Below are 16,518 nucleotides of genomic sequence, written 5' to 3' on the forward strand. Positions count from 1 at the left end.
CCGCACCGGAATATTCGCCATGCCTTACACTGAGCGCGTGATCGTCAGGGTCATCAAGGATTATTGCCAGCAGCGCGGCATCAAGGTCGAGCAGCGGCTCGACGGCTGGCTGGTGGTGCTGCATGGCGGCGGGTTCAAGCACTTCGTCTATGGCTATGACATCGGCCTGAACAGCGCGGTGGTGCATCGCATCGCCAATGACAAATCCGCGACCGCCGAGCTTTTGAGCGCCGAGGGCGTCGCCTGCGTGCCGCACACGCTGTTCATGAATCCAAAGCAGTTCAAATACACGCCGACCGCAGGCAACTGGGCGCCGATGCTGGCGCTGCTCGCCGAGCACCCGAGCGGCGTGGTGCTGAAACCCAATGAGGGCACTTGCGGCTATCTGGTCGCCAAAGCCACCAGCGAGCTTGAGCTGGAACAGGCCGCCAGCGCGATCTTCGCCGTGCAGCAGAATCTGGCGATCGCGCCCTATCTCGACATTGAGCGCGAGGTGCGCGTGGTGCTGCTCGATCGGCAGCCGCAGGTGGTTTACGAAAAGATGCGGCCGACGATTGCCGGCGACGGCGAACGCTCGGTGCTGGAGCTGCTACGCGCCAGGCTGCCGCTGGAACGGCTTGCCGTGCTACTGCCGGCGCTGGCGCAAAGCGGCACCGCGCTCGACGCCGTGCTGCCGCAGGGGCAGAAGCTGGTGCTCGACTGGCGCCATAATCTTGATCTCGGCGCGCAGCCCGAACTGCTCAGCGACGGCCCGGTGCGCACCGCCAGCGTTGAACTCGCCAGCCGCGCCGCCGCCGCGATCGGACTGCGGTTCGGCGCGGTCGACGTGATCTTTGAACAGGGCGCGCCGCGCATTCTCGAAATCAATTCGGGGGTGATGATGGAGTCGCTGCACGGCCGCTATCCGGACATCGTGGAAGCCGTGTATCGCGCCGCGCTCGATCAGGTGTTGGCGGCATCAGCCCGCCAGAACTAGGCGCCACGTTTTCTACACTCGAAAATGCGGTCCCCGGCGCCGCAGCGGCGGCGCGGGCTGGCGATCCCGGGAAGACTCGAACTTCCGACCTACGGTTTAGGAAACCGCCGCTCTATCCGGCTGAGCTACGGGACCGAAGCCCGCGAATTGCGGGCACGCGCGGCTTCATAGCAGAGCGGATGGCGGCTCGCCAGCCCCGGCGGGGCGGCGGCGCGCTGCCGTCCCAGCGCCGGCGCACGGCGTCCCGCTGTTGAACCGCCGCCTTGTTGCCGTCTTGTATTGGACAAATGGTTCTCTATGTCCCTGCAGGGATACGCGACGGGAGGCGACCATGGGTCTGATGGATATCCTGAACGGTATGCAGAATGGCCCGCGCGGGCCATCCGATCCGCAAGCCAAGGGCGGCACCTCGCCGATCACCATGGCGATCCTCGCTCTGCTGGCCTACAAGGCCTACAAGCATCTCACTGACCGGCCGGACGCCCCGCCGCCCTATCCGCCCCCCTACCCGCAGCAGGGCAACCGCACCTCGGTTCCGCATTCCGGTAGTCCGGTCAACACGGGTTCGTCTGGCGGCCTCAGCGATTTGCTGAAAGGCGGCCTCGGCGGCCTGCTGGCCGGCGGCGCGGCCGGCAGCATTCTCAGCGGCGGACTCAATGATCTGCTGCGCCAGTTCCAGCAGAGCGGCCATGGCGACGATGCCGATTCCTGGGTGCGGCGCGGCCCGAACCAGCAGATTTCACCCAACGATCTCGCCAGCGCGCTCGGCGCTGATCAGCTCGACGCGCTGTCATCGCAGACCGGGTTGTCGCGCGATGAACTGCTCGATGGCTTGAGCCGTTATTTGCCCGATGTGGTCGATCAGCTGACGCCGGACGGCCGCCTGCCGACCGACGACGAAGCGTCGCGCTGGGTGTGAACCAGCGCGGCTCTGGCGCGTTACCCGCTGCGGTTCCGTGCCAGGAACCAGGCTCAGTCACCTACGGGCGCTTCGGTAAGCGCCGGGGTGGTGATTGCTGCAAGCCACCCTGCTGGAAGAGGACCAAGCTATGAGCGGCATATTTTGGATTATTGTGGTGGGTTTCGTTGCCGGCGTGATTGCCAAATTGCTGTCTCCCGGACCGAACAACCCGCAGGGCTTTGTGCTGACCACCGCGCTCGGCGTCGGCGGCGCGTTCGTCGCCACCATGATCGGGCAGATGATCGGCCATTACGGCCCCAACCAGGGCGCCGGCTTCATCACCGCAACGATCGGCGCGATCGTGGTGCTGTTTGTCTGGAACCGGATGGCGGCGCGGCGCGCTATTTCCGACGAGCGGCGCTGGCCTAACTAGCGTGCGTTTGCACTTGAGCGAGCGCAGCACTCAGCTGAGTTGACTGCGCTCGATCTCATTGCATCGGCTTGATCGTTCGATCGTGCCTCAATTAACGAGGTGCAGGCCGGCATCCATCCGCACCAACTCGCCGCTCATATGGCCCGATTGCGGTGACGCCAGAAAACACACCAGCGCGGCAATATCATCGGCGCTGGAGGCCACTTTCAGCGGCACTTTCGCGGTGATGAAATCGCGCACCTGCTTGGCCGCTTCCGCGCCGCGCCCCTTGGTGAACCACGGCGTATCGATATAGCCCGGACAAATGGCGTTGACGCGGATCAGCGGCGCCAGCGCGCGCGCCAGCGACAGCGTCATGGTGTTGAGCGCGCCCTTGCTGGCGGCATAGGCCACCGAGGAGCCGATACCGCTCAGCCCGGCGACCGACGACACATTGACCACCGCCGCGGGACGGCCCTTGGCCTTGGCGCCCGCTTCCAGCAACGCACGCGCCGCCCGCACCATCTGGTATGGCCCAATGGTGTTGATGCCATAGAGCCGCTGAAAATCCTCTGCCGACAGTCCATCGAGATCGCTATGGGCGACGTGCTTGGTGGTGCCGGCATTGTTGATCAGCGCATCGAGATGGCCCCAGGGCGCCGCCGCCGCGGCCAGCGCGCGACAATCCTCATCGCGGGACACATCGCCTTGCATCACGATCACGTCAGCGCCGGCGGCCCGGCACTGGTCTGCCGTGGCTTGGGCATCGGCATGGTTGGAAGCATAGTTGATCAGGATTTTGGCGCCCGGCTTGGCCAATCGGATCGCGGTCGCCGCTCCGAGCCCGGATGACGCTCCGGTGACAATGGCATTCAGCATTTCGGTCGACATTGGCGTTCCCCCATTTGACTGGTTATTGGCTACGTGCCGCAAGCTTAGCCGCTGCCGGAACCGCGGCAAGCATCACCTGCGGCGCAGCATGGAGATACCCGCACTTCGGCGCGCTTGTCATTGCCGCGCGCTACGCTCATCATGCCACCAACTACAATGACAGCCCGATGGCGATCGACGCCACGGTAACGATGGTCGAGGAAGCGCCGTGCCGGAAACCGACGATATCGTCCCTGCGACGGCGATGCGCCCCGCAATCGGTGGTCCGCCGCCAGAGTTCGCGCACCGATCGCACGCCGTTCACCAATTGGAAGCCGTCCGCCGATTTGCAGCTTGCATCGCAGCCGCCGGTGCTGATCGTGCCGTTATGGATCAGCGTTTGCCGCCCGTCGCCCCGCGGGTCTCACAATTCAGGGAGCCGGTGCCGGCGGTTGCGCAGCGTCATCGCGCCGTGCGCCGCTCTGCGCTAAGCGTGTTGCCGACAAGAGATGATTCGATTCAATGATAGAGGACCTTATGACGAGCTACACCGACATTGGAATCGAGACGACCGGCTACGTCGCCACCATCGAGATCCAGCGTCCTCCGCACAACTATTTCGACATTTCGCTGATCAACCAGATCGCCGACGCGCTGACCGAGTTCGACGAGAACCCGCAGATTCGCGCCGTGGTGCTGGCAGCGCAGGGCAAGGCATTTTGCGCCGGTGCCGATTTCAACGATCCGGCCCGCACCCCGATCGAACCGGGCGAGCAGCACGACCCGTCCGCCAGCCTTGGTGATGTCAGTCATCTCTACATCGAGGCGGTGCGCATCTTCCGTAACAAGAAACCGATCGTGGCTGCGGTGCACGGCGCGGCGATCGGCGGCGGTCTTGGTCTGGCACTCGCTGCCGATTTCCGCGTCACCTGCCCGGACGCGCGGTTCGCCGCCAACTTCACCAAGCTCGGCTTCCATCCCGGCTTTGGCCTGACCGTGACGCTGCCGGAACTGATCGGCCGCAACAACGCCGAGCTGATGTTCTACACCAGCCGGCGTGTCACCGGCGAAGAGGCCTACAAGATAGGGCTTGCCAATGTGCTGGTGCCGCACAACGAATTGCGCGGCGCGGCATTGAAGCTGGCGCGCGAAATCGCCGAATGTTCGCCGCTCGGCGTGCTGGCCACCCGCGCGACCATGCGCGCCGGTCTTGCCGACCGCGTGCTGGCGGCGACCCGGCACGAGCTGGCCGAGCAGATCCGGCTGCGCGCCACCGAAGACTTCAAGGAAGGCATCCGCGCCACCGAGGAACGGCGCCTGGCCGACTTCAAGGGCCGGTAACAACCAAGCGGGCCGCGATCTTGCGGCCCGCGTCGTCAGCTCGACCAACTCGCAATGCCCGCGCTGGTCGCGGGCATTGTCGTATCAGCAGCAGTGCGAGAGACGGCAACGGCCGGGACAAGACCGGCCATGACCTCTCATACCATCGGGTCGTATCAATAACCGTCATACCCGCGCTTGTCGCGGGTATCCACGTCTTAAAATCGGTGCGAGATCAAAGACGTGGATGGCCGGGACGAGCCCGGCCATGACGTGCGGAGTGGTTGGTATCAATCGCCGTTGGTATCAGCGAATGCGCGCCGGCGCTGATTGCTGAGCGCTACGCCGCTCAATCGACCAGGCGAAAATGGACGCCGCCGAGCAAAAAGGCGTTGCCATAGACTTCGATGCCTTTGTCACGCGCGCTCTGACAGACGTCGTTGACGTCATGGACTTTGAACGTCAGCGCGGTGAACGCTTCGATGCCGCCTTTGACAAAATTCAGCGTGCAGTTCGGCAGTTCGATATCGGCGCCCGCCGCGGTGCCGCGCAGCTCGCATTGCAGAATCCGGCCCCAATGCTGCGCCAGATCCTGCGCGTCGGGACTTTGAATCTCCACGGCCTGCAGGCTCTCGGTGACGCTGGTATCGATCGCGCGCGTCCAGTTCGGTCCCGCCGGTGGATAAGGGCCGCGCAAATCGTGACCGTGTTCGGTATGATTGAATTCGATCAACGCGCCGCGGCAATCGCGCGGATGCAGCTGCACGCCATGATAACCGTCCTGCTCAATCACGTCGGCGACCCGCACGCCGATCCGTTCGGCGTGCTTGGCGCGCGCACCGGGATCGTCGCAGCCGAAAATCATCATGTAGCCGCCGCGGCCAGCACTGCGGCCGAGAAACCGGCCGACCGCCGTTTCGCCTTGGATCGGTGCTACCACTTCGAGCAGCGTGGTGCCGACCGGCAGCACGGCGTTCTCCAGGCCGTAGCGCGCCACCGAGCGATCGTGAAAACACACCTTCAGCCCCATGATATCGGCGATATCGCCGACCGTTGGTTCGAGGTGCGACACCGCCAGGCACACCTGGCGCAGATACAGATCGTCGCTCATCGCCACCACCGCTGGTGCCGGCGGCGCGAACGCGCGATATCGATCATACGGCGGAACCGGGTACAGGACGTCAGCGAGCATTGATGTTCATTCACTTGGCGCACGGTGGCAGCAACAGTCATCGATTGATGGCGGATAATCGCGCGCGCTGTTGCAGCAGCCCGCAGGATTTCAGAAGTTGTGAGCCGGCGCAAAGTTGCACCGGCGCGATGGCGGCTCGCGCCATCGTGAGCGCAACGGCATCAGCTTGCGTGTCAGCCGCGCGGCAGACGCGCAGTCGTTGTGAGGCACCGTCGCGATGCGGCAACTAACATCGCAGCGAGATCGACAAGCCCGATGCTAATGAGGTGATGGTCGGTGTCGTACCAGCGAAGCCTGGTCCGCGTTGATCTGGTCGGAGTGCGCATCGCGCGGTGATGGCTAATACCGGCCGCATCGGCGCGTGTTGCGCCGAGCTGTTATTCCCCATGGCCCCTCCGATCGTGATCAGCTTATGCGCGCTGATCTTGTGGTCGGATCATGCCGCAACCGACCGACCTCGGCAAGCGCAGCAACGTCGAGATGGTTGCTCAAACATTGCCGACGCGCGCATGTTTGCTACGATACAACTCAATCGACCGGACTGATCGACGAAGGCGATGCTAAGCGGGGCGCGAAAGAGAGCCATGACGCAACAACGTCGCAGGTGGGCGCTGCTGATTGCAGCAGCCACCACCGCGCTCACAGTTAATAGCGCCGCAGCCTGTCAGTTACCGCGGCTTGGCGAGGGTCAGGTCGCGGCGATCATTGATGCGATCACCATTCGGCTGCACGACGGCAGCGAGGTGAAATTGGGCGGCCTCGCGCGATTGCCGCCGCCGCGCGCGGCCGATCAGGCAGCGCTGACACAGTTACTGCTCGGGCGTGAGGTGACGTTGCACGGCCACACTGCTGACCCCGATCGCTATGGCCGGCAAAGCGCGCTGGTCTATCGCGCCGGCGAGCTTGTGCCGGTGCAGGCGCAGCTGTTGCAGCAGGGCGCCGCAGTCGCCTCCGGGGAACTCGATGATTCGGCCTGCCGCGCGCAGTTGCTGAGCGCTGAAAACATGGCGAGAAAAGCCCGCGCCGGGTTCTGGAGCGATCCCACCGCCATAAAAAACCCGGAAAACCCTGGCGACATCATGTCGAGGATGGGGCAGTTCACGGTGGTCGAGGGGCGCGTCCTGACGGTGCGCAGCGTGGGCGCGACGGTATATGTCAATTTTGGCCGTCGCTGGACACAGGACTTCGCCGTGACTATTTCAAGGCAGCAAGTCACCGCCTTGGAGAGTGTGGGGTTGTTACCCAAGGCGCTGGACAAGCGTTGGGTGCGGGTCCGCGGCTTCATCGGAAACAGGAACGGTCCGCAAATCGCGGTCCGCCATGTTGGGCAGATCGAAGTAATCGGCGATCGGTAATCGCCGGTGGGAATCAGGACGTGGCGAGGACGGAACAGCGGGGGACATTCAGGACGAGCCGCGGCCTGTTGGCGGCGACGGCCGTGCTATGCCTGTCGCTCAGTGGCTGCGGCGATGCCAGCCGGTTCCAGACGGCAGCTCCCCCGACCACCGCGCCCGCCAAGCCGCCGCGCCCTGCGCCCTCGCCCGCTGCAGCGGAACGCGAGCATGAGCGCATTTTGGCGACCTATGGCGGCAGCTATAGCGATCCCAAGCTGGAAGCGCTGATCAGCAAAACCGTCGACCGGCTGGTGGCGGCGTCCGATCGGCCGGAAATGGCATACCGGGTCACGATCCTGAACTCCGGCGCGGTCAATGCGTTCGCGCTGCCGACCGGCCAGCTCTATGTGACGCGCGGCCTGCTGGCGCTCGCCAACGATACCTCCGAACTGTCCTCGGTGCTGTCGCATGAAATGGCGCATGTGCTCGCGAGGCACGCCACGATTCGCGAGGACCAGGCCAAGCAGGCGGCGCTGGTGACGCGCGTGGTCACCGACATGGGCAATGATCCCGACATGACCGCGCTGGCGCTCGCCAAAACCAAATTGTCGCTGGCGAGCTTTTCGCGCGCGCAGGAACTGGAAGCGGACGGCATCGGCGTCGGCATTTCGGCGCGCGCGCGGTTCGACCCGTTCGGGGCGTCGCGGTTCCTGGCCTCGATGGAACGCAATGCCGCACTGAAGGCCGGACGGGCGTCGTCGCCCGATCCGCGCTCGCAGGATTTCGTGTCGTCGCATCCAGCGACGCCCGAGCGCGTGCAGAACGCGCAGGCCAATGCCCGGCAATATAGCGTGCCCGAGGGCGGCGAGCGCGACCGCGAGGACTATCTGTCGATCATCGACGGCATCGTCTATGGCGAAGACCCGAGCGAGGGTTTTGTGCGCGGCCGGCGCTTCCTGCATCCCAAGCTCGGCTTCACCTTCACCGCGCCGGAATCATTTACGCTCGACAACACCGCGCAGGCGGTGATCGGCGTGCGCGACGGCGGCAACCAGGCGATGCGCTTTGACGTGGTGCGGGTCGCAGCCGAACAGTCGCTCGGCGACTATCTCAATTCCGGCTGGATGGACCATGTCGATCGCAGCACCACCGAGGAGCTGACCATCAACGGCCTGCCGGCGGCGACCGTCGAAGCGCGCGGCGATCAATGGCAGTTCCGCGCCTACGCGCTGCGGTTCGGCAGCGACGTCTATCGCTTCATCTTCGCGGCCAAACACAAATCGACCGAAAGCGAGCGCAACGCCCGCGAGACGGTCGGCTCATTCCGGCGGCTGACACTGGAAGAGATTCAGGCGGCGCGGCCGCTGCGCATCAAGGTCATCACCGTGCAGCCGGGCGACACCGTGGAATCGCTGTCGCATCGCATGGCCGGCGTCGATCGCCCGGCCGAGCGGTTCCGGGTGCTGAACGGCATCGAGCCGCGCGGTGAGGTCAAGGTGCGCGAACGGGTCAAGATCGTCGTCGACTGACGCACGGCCAGCTGTGCTCTTTGCGGCCAAAGCGCTTTGCTCGTGATGGCAACACATCCGGCATTGATGAATGCGCTACGGCATCAGGTCGTTCGCTCAGCTTTGGCATTGCTACCAAGCGCACCCAAGCGATTTGCCCCGCAGGGCCGCTCAACGCGTTCTCATACCAACGGCGATTGATACCGACCTATCCGCACGTCATGGCCGGGCTCGTCCCGGCCATCCACGTCTCTGATCTTGCAGCGATTTTAAGACGTGGATACCCGCGACAAGCGCGGGCATGACGATCATTGACACGACCCGATGGTATCGTCCCCTTGCGGGGAGGGTGGCCGGCCGTAAGGCCGGACGGGTGGGGGTAGCTGCGTCTGCGCGAGCCATGACAAACAGATTGCCTCAAGAACGTCAGCAGTCAAACTTCAATGATAGAGCCCCCCACCCCGGCGCTGCGCGCCGACCCTCCCCACCGCTACGCGGGGGGAGGGAGGATTCGCGGCTGATAATCGTTGGGTTGCGATAGCCGGTAAGCTCGCCGCAACACCAACGTCTCTGCCCGTCTTGGCCGGGCTCGGCCCGACCATTCAGGTCTTTGCCTGCAGCTTCGCCGGGCCATGAAGCAGCGACAAGCGAGGGCATAATACCAACGGTGATTGATACCGACCTAGCCGCACGTCATGGCCGGGCTCCGTCCCGGCCATCCACGTCTCTGATCTTGCAGCGCTTTCACGACGTGGATGCCAGCGACAAGCGCGGGCATGACGTGTCAATGGTAGGAGCCGCTGGCATAACCCATCCCAATTGGGGGCACGGACCAGCAAAAGGCCCTGGTCAGCAAGTCGACCCGTTCAGCAGACAACACCGATTAGCCCAAGGCGCTGATCAGCCGCCACGCAGCAAAAAGCCCGGCCGCAAGGCCGGGCTTTTGCAATAATCGCACGATCGTTGGTCGATCTTACGCCGCTTCGTCCGCGGCGAGATCGTCATCGGCATCGGCATCGCTGTCGCCCTCGGCGTCAGACTCGGCCTCAGCCTTGGAACCGCGGCGCGGGCTCTTGACCAGCTGCGCCTCGACTTCCTTGACCGCTTCGGTCTCGGTGATCTGCTGCACCACCGCGATTTCGCGCGACAGCCGGTCGAGCGCCGCTTCGTAGAGCTGGCGTTCGCTGTAGGACTGTTCGGGCTGCGATTCCGAGCGATACAGGTCGCGCACCACCTCGGCGATCGCAACGATGTCGCCGGAGTTGATCTTCGCTTCGTATTCCTGGGCGCGGCGCGACCACATGGTGCGCTTGACGCGGGCGCGGCCCTTGAGGGTTTCCAGCGCCTTCTTGACCAGCGCCGGCTCCGACAGCTTGCGCATGCCGACATTGGCGACCTTGGCGGTCGGCACCCGCAGCGTCATCTTGTCCTTGATGAAGTTGATGACGAACAGCTCCAGACGAGCCCCCGCAATCTCCTGCTCCTCGATCGCCAGAATCTGGCCGACGCCATGAGCCGGGTACACCACGAATTCATGGGTCTTGAAGCCCTGACGCTGGGTCAGCGGCTTCTTCGCCTCCTCAACGCGCGCTGCAGCAGGGGCCGTGACGGGCTTGCTGGCAGCCGCCGGCTTGGCCGCGACAGCGGGCTTGCTGGCCGGCTTGGTCGCCGCGGGAGCGGCGGCAGCAGGCTTGGCAGGCGCTTTCACAGCAGCAGCAGATGGCTTCGCAGCGGTCTTTACGGAGGTTTTCTGCATTTCACTTCTTTTGTTCTTGGGGGAGGTGGCTGCCGGGGCCGCGTGAGCAGCTTTGGCAACCGTTTTCGCGGGCGCAGCCGATTTCACCGCAGTCTTGGCGCTCGACTTTGAACCCGCGTTTGAACTCGACTTGGTACTGGTATGCGAGCTGGCCTTAGAACCTGACTTCGTGGGTGTGGAACTGGTCTTCGAACTGGTCTTGGAACTGGACTTCGCACTGGTCTTGGCGCTAGCCTTGGCACCGTGATGGCTACCTTGACCGGCACTGGTGACGGATTTGGGGCTGGCCTTCGCGGCGGCCGCCGAACTTGGCTTCGAACTGGTCTTGGTGGCGGCCCGGGCCGTGGCCGCTGAACGAGACGTTTTGGCACTGCGGCTGGCCGCAGCGGCTTTCACACCCTTAGAAACACTCTTCTTACGCGTTTTCTGTGGCACAGCCTGCGCGTGGAACAGCCACGCCCCTGTTCGATGTTACGGCGGACTCCTCGAGACACAACGGCGTGGCTGGAGCCCGCTCAAGAATGCGCTAAAAATAGCACATTTTCCGCAAAAATCAATGATTTATGCGAAAGTGCAACATCATCCCGCCGCTAACGCGGCAGGATGATCGAACAGGGTTAAGTTCAGGCGATCGAATCGGTTCGACCGTACCGGCGAAAGCCGGCAAAAATCAGTCGCCAGTACCCGGCTGCGCCGAGAACAGCTTGGCCTTGTCGGCGGCGCCGTCGAATTCCTTCGCTTCCGGCATCGCATCCTTCTTCTGGGTGAGATTCGGCCAGGTCTTCGAATATTCGGCGTTCAGCGACAGCCACTTCTCAAGGCCCGGCTCGGTGTCCGGCTTGATGGCGTCGGCCGGGCATTCCGGTTCGCACACGCCGCAGTCGATGCACTCGTCCGGATTGATGACCAGCATGTTCTCGCCCTCGTAGAAGCAATCTACCGGGCAAACCTCCACGCAGTCGGTATATTTGCACTTGATGCAGTTTTCAGTGACGACGTAAGTCATCCAAACGCTCCGGAACGGTTCTAAATTTTGAGTGTTTGCGTACCGCAGGAGCCCCGCAGCCGCAAGTGAAGATGCCTACTTCGGGGGCAGCCCGAGATCGGCATAAAGTCCAGTAACCGAGGCCGCATCGCCGCGGCGGTCGGCGAATCCAATCACCTTCAGCACCCGCACGCCACGATCCAGCGCAATCGTCACCACGTCGCCGATCTTGATCGCGTGCCCCGGCGAGGTCTGCCGGCCGCCATTGATCCGGACATGTCCGGATTCGACCAGCGCGGCGGCGCTGCTGCGCGCCTTGACCACGCGCGCATGCCACAGCCACTTGTCGAGTCGCTGGCGCTCCAACGGTCACCAATCGTTGCGGGCGCGGGCACGCGGCCCGCGCCAAAACTCAATCCTTGCGGGTTGCGGTCAGTTGTTCTTTCAGCGCGGCCAGTTTGGCGAACGGCGAATTGGGATCGGCGGCGCGTTCACGCGGCGGCTGCGACGACGAGAACACCCGCGGCGCGCGATCGCCGCCTTCGCGGCCCTCGCGCCCCTGACGTCCGCCCTTCGGGCCCTTGTGATCCTTGCGGCCCTTGCCCTGGAACCGATGGCCCTCGCGGCCCTTCTGCCCCTCGCCCTCGCCGGCTTCGTCGCGCGGACGACGGAATTCCGGCTTACGGTCGCGGTCGCGGCGGCCACCATGGCGCTCGCCCTTGTCGCGCGCCTCGGCGCCCTCAGCCCCCGCCTCACCACCGGCGGCAGCCGCGCCGCCGCGGCCATGCTGGCCATGGCGATGACGCTGACGATCCTGGCGCGGCCGGTCATCCGAGCGACCGCCCGGACGCCACACTTCAACAAATTCCGGCTCAGCGGGCGCAGCGGCGGCAGCCGGCGCGGGCTGCTCGCCCTCGGCGGCGACCGGCTCAACGCCATCCGCGGCAGGCGCCTCAGTGACAGGCGCCTCAGTGGCAGGCGCCTCAGTGGCAGGCGCCTCAGTGGCAGGCACTTCGGCGGCAATTTCAGCCACCGGCTCAGCAGCCACTTCAGCAGCCGGCGCTTCAGCGGGCGTCTCGGCGGCTGGGGTCTCGGCGGCCGGGGTCTCGGCAGGTGCTTCAGCAGCCTCGGTCGCGGCGTCGAGAGGCGGCGCTTCGGTGACCGCCTCCTGGACCAGTTCAGTGACGTCGGCAGCGCCCTCGGCAGCAACGGCTTCCGCGGGGGCAGCTTGCTCCGCAGCGGGCGCGGTAACGGCCGGCGCCGGCAGCGGCGGCCGCTTCTCCATGCGATAGCCGAGCGCGCGCAGGATCGAGGCAAAATCCTCACCGGCCGAGCCGGTCAGCGAGGTCATCGCCTGGGTCACGGTGAAGCCGCGGCCGTCAAACGCACCAGCCGGCTTTTCGCCCGGCGCGTTTTCGCGCCAGGAAAGCGCCGGACGGATCAGATCGGCGAGCCGCTCCAAAATATCGACGCGCACCGCGCGTTCGCCGCACTGCCGATAGCCGAGCGTGCGATAGGCCTCGCGATCGAGCGACTTGTCGACCGGGAACGAGGTGCGGCCGCTGCTCGCCAGATGCTGGGCATTGGACAGCGCCGACAGATCGACATTGTCGCGCTTCTGCGCCCACAGCAGCGAGGCCAGCGAGCGCGCCGCCGGCTTGAGCAGCGACGGGAAGTAGATGTGATAGGCGCCAAAACGCACGCCGTATTTGCGCAGGGTGGCGCGCGAAGTCTGATCGAGATCCTTCATCTCGGCGGCGATCTTGGAGCGCTCCAGCACGCCGAGCGCCTCGATCAGCTGAAAAGCGATGCCGCGCGCGATGCCGCTGACGTCTTCGGCCTTCGACAGCTCGAACAGCGGACCGAGCAGCTTTTCCAGATGGGTTTTGAGCCAGAGTTCCAGCCGGGCCTGCACCGCCTCGCGCGCCGCGCCGGCCAGCCGGTCATCAGCAATGATGCGCAGCCGCGGCTGCATCGCGTCGTCGGCCGCCACCAGCTTGGCCACGGCGTCGCCGGTCCAGCGAATGGTGCCATCCGAGGTCAGCACGAATTGTTCGTCAGGCGCAGCGGCGAGCTTGCCGGCGCGCGCTTCGATCTCGCCGGCCAGCGCCTTGAGCGCTGCAGCCTGCAGCGCCTTGGCTTCGGAGCCCGCCTCGGCGGCATCCGGAACGAATGTAAAGCCGTCGAGCCGACCGATTGCGTGGCCCTCGACGATCACTTCGCCGGTCTTTCCAATTTCGGTATTCAGCATCGCATTTTCCCGCAGGCGGCGCATCAATACACTGGTACGACGATCAACGAAACGCTCTGTAAGGCGTTCGTGGAGCGCATCTGACAATTTATTTTCCAGCTCGCGCGAGATGCCCTGCCAGTGATCAGGGTCGCGCAACCAGTCAGGCCGGTTGGCCACGAAGGTCCAAGTTCTGATCTGCGCAATGCGCGCAGACAACGTGTCGATGTCACCATCGGTTCGGTCCGCCTGGGCGATCTGGGCCGCAAACCATGCATCAGGAATTCTGCCTTTTCGCATCAAGTAGCCGAACACCGTCATCACCAATTCGGCGTGCGCTGACGGCGCGAGCTTCCGATAGTCTGGAATCTGGCAGGCGTCCCATAGACGTTCGACGGCCGCAGCGCCATGGGCCATATCGCGCACATCGCCATCGCGGGCGGCGTGATCAAGCACCCGGAGGTCTTCGGCGATCGGCGCGCGGGTCAGCGCCTCATGGGGCGGCGGCACCGACAACGACACCTGCAAGGCGGCCAGCGAGGAAAAATCCAACCTGGAATTGCGCCATTGCAGCATTTTGACGTTGTCAAAGGTATGATTTTGTAGCGCGTTCACCAGTTCCGGCTCAAACGGCGCGCAGCGGCCGGTGGTGCCGAACGTGCCGTTGCGGGTGGCGCGGCCGGCCCGGCCGGCGATCTGGGCAAATTCCGCGGGATTAAGCCGGCGGTATTGATATCCATCGAATTTACGATCGGACGCGAACGCGACGTGATCGACGTCGAGATTGAGGCCCATGCCGATCGCGTCGGTGGCCACCAGATAATCGACGTCGCCGGATTGATACATCGCCACCTGGGCGTTGCGGGTACGCGGCGACAGCGAGCCGAGCACCACCGCGGCGCCGCCATGCTGGCGCCGGATCAGCTCGGCGATCGCATAAACCTCGTCGGCGGAGAACGCCACGATCGCGGTACGGCGCGGCTGCCGGGTGATCTTGCGGTCGCCGGCATATTCGAGCTGCGACAGCCGCGGCCGGGTGATGATCGCCGCGCCCGGCAACAGCCGCTCGATGATCGGCCGCATGGTGGCGGCGCCGAGCAGCAGCGTCTCATCGCGACCACGGCGCTGCAAAATGCGGTCGGTGAACACGTGGCCGCGCTCGAGATCGGCCGCGAGCTGGATTTCATCGACCGCCATGAAGGACACGTCGAGATCGCGCGGCATCGCCTCGACGGTCGACACCCAATAGCGCGGTCTGGCCGGCTTGATCTTCTCTTCGCCGGTGATCAACGCCACCGCGTCCGCGCCGACCCGGTCGACAATCTTGTTGTAGACCTCGCGCGCGAGCAGCCGCAGCGGCAGCCCGATCATGCCGCTGGAATGGGCCAGCATCCGCTCGATCGCCAGATGGGTCTTGCCGGTGTTGGTCGGTCCGAGCACCGCAGTGACGCCAGCGCCAGCGGCGCGTTCGAAGGACGACGCCGATGCGAACGTGGTCGGGAAAGCTACCATGGCACCAATCATGTCAGGAGGTTGAGCTGCAGAGACCGATGTGTCGCAAAATGTGACGCCGGCTTGCCGGGCCAGCGACCGGCTCTTTTCAGACTTGGAACGAGTCCGGAACGAATCGCGGCCGAATCGCTGACTCCGGCCGCCTTGGCTGCGATCACCCCAACATATTGATCCGACTCTGAAAATCCACCACCAGATCGAGCCTTACCGCGGCTCGCGGGCGCCGCGACCCGGCCCCAAACGTTAATTTGATCCATGCGCCGCAACGGTGCCGAGTCAACATGATTCCAGCCTCCTGTTAGTTGCGTGCCACGACAAAGGCCGGTCACTGCCCTTTGGACGCCGCGCGCGGCGTGGCGGCGGCAACGAACTGGGTGGCTTCGAGCACCGCATTGCCGAGCGGCGTCGGGATTTTCATCTTGAACGGCACCAGCACCCGCGTTCCGGGGATCGGCACCAGCCAGACCTCCATGTCGCGCTGCGCCATCAGATATTTGATCGCGGCGCGGTCGGCGATGTAGCCCGAGATCGGCGTGAAATAGACGGCGCAGACCAGCGCCGGGCCGCGATAGCCCTTCTCGGCCTTGACGTTCTCGATGCGCTTGAAATCGAATTTCAGATCGTAGCGCATCCGTCCGTCAAAAATCGCGGTGGCGGTGCGGCAGACTTCGGCGCTCATCAGATCGCCGGTGCCGGACACGCGCATCATCGAGCCGGTCATCGGATCGACCACGCCGCGGCGATGAGCTTCCGTGATCGGAATGCGGTCGTTGTCCGGGGGCGGTTCCGGGGTGATGCTGGAATCCTTGATGACGCCGCCGGCCAGCGTGATGCGGATGGTCTCGGATTTGCGCGAGGTGGAGGTGGTGGCGGTGTAGCCGCTCGGCTGCAACTGGCCGTTCACGACCTTGCCGGCGGAGCTGCCCGAACCCGAGCCCCCGGAAAACGCCTTCAATATTCCCGAGGAGCCGCCCTGGGCGGCGGCGGCATATTGATCGTCGGCGATGTCGATGCGCCAGGCGCCGCGCCCGATCAGAATGCCGGCCAGCGAGGCTTCATATTGCGCATCAAGCCTTCCCTGCGCCGCGGCCGGCGGCGGCGCGGCGGCGAGCGCCGCCAGCAGGGCCGTGCTCACACTCAGCAGGCAGGTTTTGCACCGAGCCTTGAACTTTGCCGTGCGCACGGGCTGTTTCCAAAGGAGCGCTGCTACCGAAGGGCGGACCGCTTCACGCGGAAGCCTAGTTGGCTTGACGTCATGATGCGTCATCCGGTTGAACAACTCCTGCAGAGGGGGGCCGCGTGAGCAGCCAATCGTTTCGGAAGCAATCGCGCCGTGTATATGGTTGCAATTCCGAGCGAAGTTCAAGCCGAACGCAGCGCCGTCGCCCTGCCTTGCGGTCACAAATTGCAGGTTCCTGGCGCGCTGCGCTTGACGATAGCCGGCTTCCCCCCTATAGGTCCGCGGTTCCTGAAATGGACATTATATTCAACCCCCGCGGCCTCGCGGCGAGGCGGGGATGAC

General features: G+C 64.7%; 16 protein-coding genes and 1 tRNA gene. 9 read left to right on the forward strand and 8 right to left on the reverse strand.

All coding sequences use genetic code 11. The features are described from left to right. Positions 1-19 precede the first annotated feature (19 nt). Positions 20-976 (forward strand): ATP-grasp domain-containing protein, encoded by a 957-nt coding sequence (locus BJ122_RS16300; protein ID WP_110782264.1) that lies wholly within the window; start codon positions 20-22, stop codon positions 974-976. A gap of 58 nt (positions 977-1,034) precedes the next feature. Here the strand turns inward: BJ122_RS16300 and BJ122_RS16305 are convergent. After that, a tRNA-Arg gene (locus tag BJ122_RS16305) sits at positions 1,035-1,111 on the reverse strand. A 196-nt stretch (positions 1,112-1,307) separates the two neighbouring features. Here BJ122_RS16305 and BJ122_RS16310 point away from each other — a divergent pair. Next, positions 1,308-1,895: a YidB family protein gene (locus BJ122_RS16310; RefSeq protein ID WP_110782265.1), complete on the forward strand. Its 588-nt coding sequence runs from the start codon at positions 1,308-1,310 to the stop codon at positions 1,893-1,895. A gap of 130 nt (positions 1,896-2,025) precedes the next feature. Continuing rightward, the gene (locus BJ122_RS16315; RefSeq protein ID WP_110782266.1) at positions 2,026-2,310 is read left to right on the forward strand and encodes a GlsB/YeaQ/YmgE family stress response membrane protein; all 285 of its coding nucleotides are present in this window, start codon (positions 2,026-2,028) and stop codon (positions 2,308-2,310) included. 87 nt (positions 2,311-2,397) lie between these two features. Here BJ122_RS16315 and BJ122_RS16320 read toward each other — a convergent pair whose 3' ends face one another. Continuing rightward, positions 2,398-3,180, reverse strand: coding sequence for an SDR family NAD(P)-dependent oxidoreductase (locus BJ122_RS16320; protein WP_110782267.1), 783 nt, complete (start codon positions 3,178-3,180; stop codon positions 2,398-2,400). Here BJ122_RS16320 and BJ122_RS19470 point away from each other — a divergent pair. Continuing rightward, a complete protein-coding gene (locus BJ122_RS19470; RefSeq protein ID WP_210205468.1) occupies positions 3,180-3,650 on the forward strand; it encodes a hypothetical protein in 471 nt (156 codons plus the stop codon). The genes BJ122_RS16320 and BJ122_RS19470 overlap by 1 nt on opposite strands. 46 nt (positions 3,651-3,696) lie before the next feature. Then, the gene (locus tag BJ122_RS16325; protein ID WP_110782268.1) at positions 3,697-4,500 is read left to right on the forward strand and encodes an enoyl-CoA hydratase/isomerase family protein; all 804 of its coding nucleotides are present in this window, start codon (positions 3,697-3,699) and stop codon (positions 4,498-4,500) included. Positions 4,501-4,828: 328 nt separating this feature from the next. On the opposite strand, the gene BJ122_RS16330 is transcribed toward BJ122_RS16325, so the two are convergent. Beyond that, the gene (locus tag BJ122_RS16330) at positions 4,829-5,590 is read right to left on the reverse strand and encodes a VOC family protein (protein WP_110782283.1); all 762 of its coding nucleotides are present in this window, start codon (positions 5,588-5,590) and stop codon (positions 4,829-4,831) included. A 665-nt stretch (positions 5,591-6,255) separates the two neighbouring features. On the opposite strand from BJ122_RS16330, the gene BJ122_RS16335 reads away from it, so the two are divergent. After that, entirely contained in the window at positions 6,256-7,026 is a 771-nt protein-coding gene (locus tag BJ122_RS16335) for a thermonuclease family protein (protein WP_110782284.1), read from the forward strand. 68 nt (positions 7,027-7,094) lie between these two features. Beyond that, a complete protein-coding gene (locus BJ122_RS16340; protein WP_245407758.1) occupies positions 7,095-8,534 on the forward strand; it encodes a M48 family metalloprotease in 1,440 nt (479 codons plus the stop codon). A gap of 952 nt (positions 8,535-9,486) precedes the next feature. Here BJ122_RS16340 and BJ122_RS16345 read toward each other — a convergent pair. Beyond that, the gene (locus tag BJ122_RS16345; RefSeq protein ID WP_103012066.1) at positions 9,487-10,356 is read right to left on the reverse strand and encodes a CarD family transcriptional regulator; all 870 of its coding nucleotides are present in this window, start codon (positions 10,354-10,356) and stop codon (positions 9,487-9,489) included. On the opposite strand from BJ122_RS16345, the gene BJ122_RS19840 reads away from it, so the two are divergent. Then, positions 10,322-10,516 (forward strand): hypothetical protein, encoded by a 195-nt coding sequence (locus tag BJ122_RS19840; RefSeq protein WP_027278676.1) that lies wholly within the window; start codon positions 10,322-10,324, stop codon positions 10,514-10,516. The two genes, BJ122_RS16345 and BJ122_RS19840, sit on opposite strands and share 35 nt — an antisense overlap. A gap of 21 nt (positions 10,517-10,537) precedes the next feature. Continuing rightward, the gene (locus tag BJ122_RS19845) at positions 10,538-10,876 is read left to right on the forward strand and encodes a hypothetical protein (RefSeq protein WP_146227210.1); all 339 of its coding nucleotides are present in this window, start codon (positions 10,538-10,540) and stop codon (positions 10,874-10,876) included. 63 nt (positions 10,877-10,939) lie between these two features. Here BJ122_RS19845 and fdxA read toward each other — a convergent pair whose 3' ends face one another. The 4 genes from fdxA to BJ122_RS16365 all read right to left on the reverse strand — a co-directional run bounded on the left by fdxA (position 10,940) and on the right by BJ122_RS16365 (position 16,131). Further along, positions 10,940-11,275 carry a ferredoxin FdxA gene (gene fdxA / locus BJ122_RS16350; protein ID WP_027278677.1) on the reverse strand — a complete coding sequence of 112 codons (336 nt, stop codon included), beginning with the start codon at positions 11,273-11,275 and terminating at the stop codon, positions 10,940-10,942. A gap of 75 nt (positions 11,276-11,350) precedes the next feature. Beyond that, a complete protein-coding gene (locus BJ122_RS16355; RefSeq protein WP_027278678.1) occupies positions 11,351-11,620 on the reverse strand; it encodes an RNA-binding S4 domain-containing protein in 270 nt (89 codons plus the stop codon). Positions 11,621-11,666: 46 nt separating this feature from the next. Continuing rightward, positions 11,667-14,996 carry a helicase-related protein gene (locus BJ122_RS16360; RefSeq protein WP_110782285.1) on the reverse strand — a complete coding sequence of 1,110 codons (3,330 nt, stop codon included), beginning with the start codon at positions 14,994-14,996 and terminating at the stop codon, positions 11,667-11,669. Between the two features lie 325 nt (positions 14,997-15,321). Next, positions 15,322-16,131, reverse strand: a complete 810-nt coding sequence (locus tag BJ122_RS16365; RefSeq protein ID WP_245407760.1) for a DUF3108 domain-containing protein — start codon at positions 16,129-16,131, stop codon at positions 15,322-15,324. Positions 16,132-16,518 lie beyond the last annotated feature (387 nt).

The organism is Rhodopseudomonas faecalis (genome assembly GCF_003217325.1).
Lineage (GTDB): Bacteria > Pseudomonadota > Alphaproteobacteria > Rhizobiales > Xanthobacteraceae > Rhodopseudomonas > Rhodopseudomonas faecalis.

Coding starts and splice junctions, on each gene's coding strand:
- BJ122_RS16360 (WP_110782285.1), bottom strand. CDS start 14,996: ATGGTAGCTTTCCCGACCACGTTCGCATCGGCGTCGTCCTTCGAACGC.
- BJ122_RS16330 (WP_110782283.1), bottom strand. CDS start 5,590: ATGAGCGACGATCTGTATCTGCGCCAGGTGTGCCTGGCGGTGTCGCAC.
- BJ122_RS16300 (WP_110782264.1), top strand. CDS start 20: ATGCCTTACACTGAGCGCGTGATCGTCAGGGTCATCAAGGATTATTGC.
- fdxA (WP_027278677.1), bottom strand. CDS start 11,275: ATGACTTACGTCGTCACTGAAAACTGCATCAAGTGCAAATATACCGAC.
- BJ122_RS16315 (WP_110782266.1), top strand. CDS start 2,026: ATGAGCGGCATATTTTGGATTATTGTGGTGGGTTTCGTTGCCGGCGTG.
- BJ122_RS16320 (WP_110782267.1), bottom strand. CDS start 3,180: ATGTCGACCGAAATGCTGAATGCCATTGTCACCGGAGCGTCATCCGGG.
- BJ122_RS16310 (WP_110782265.1), top strand. CDS start 1,308: ATGGGTCTGATGGATATCCTGAACGGTATGCAGAATGGCCCGCGCGGG.
- BJ122_RS16335 (WP_110782284.1), top strand. CDS start 6,256: ATGACGCAACAACGTCGCAGGTGGGCGCTGCTGATTGCAGCAGCCACC.
- BJ122_RS16325 (WP_110782268.1), top strand. CDS start 3,697: ATGACGAGCTACACCGACATTGGAATCGAGACGACCGGCTACGTCGCC.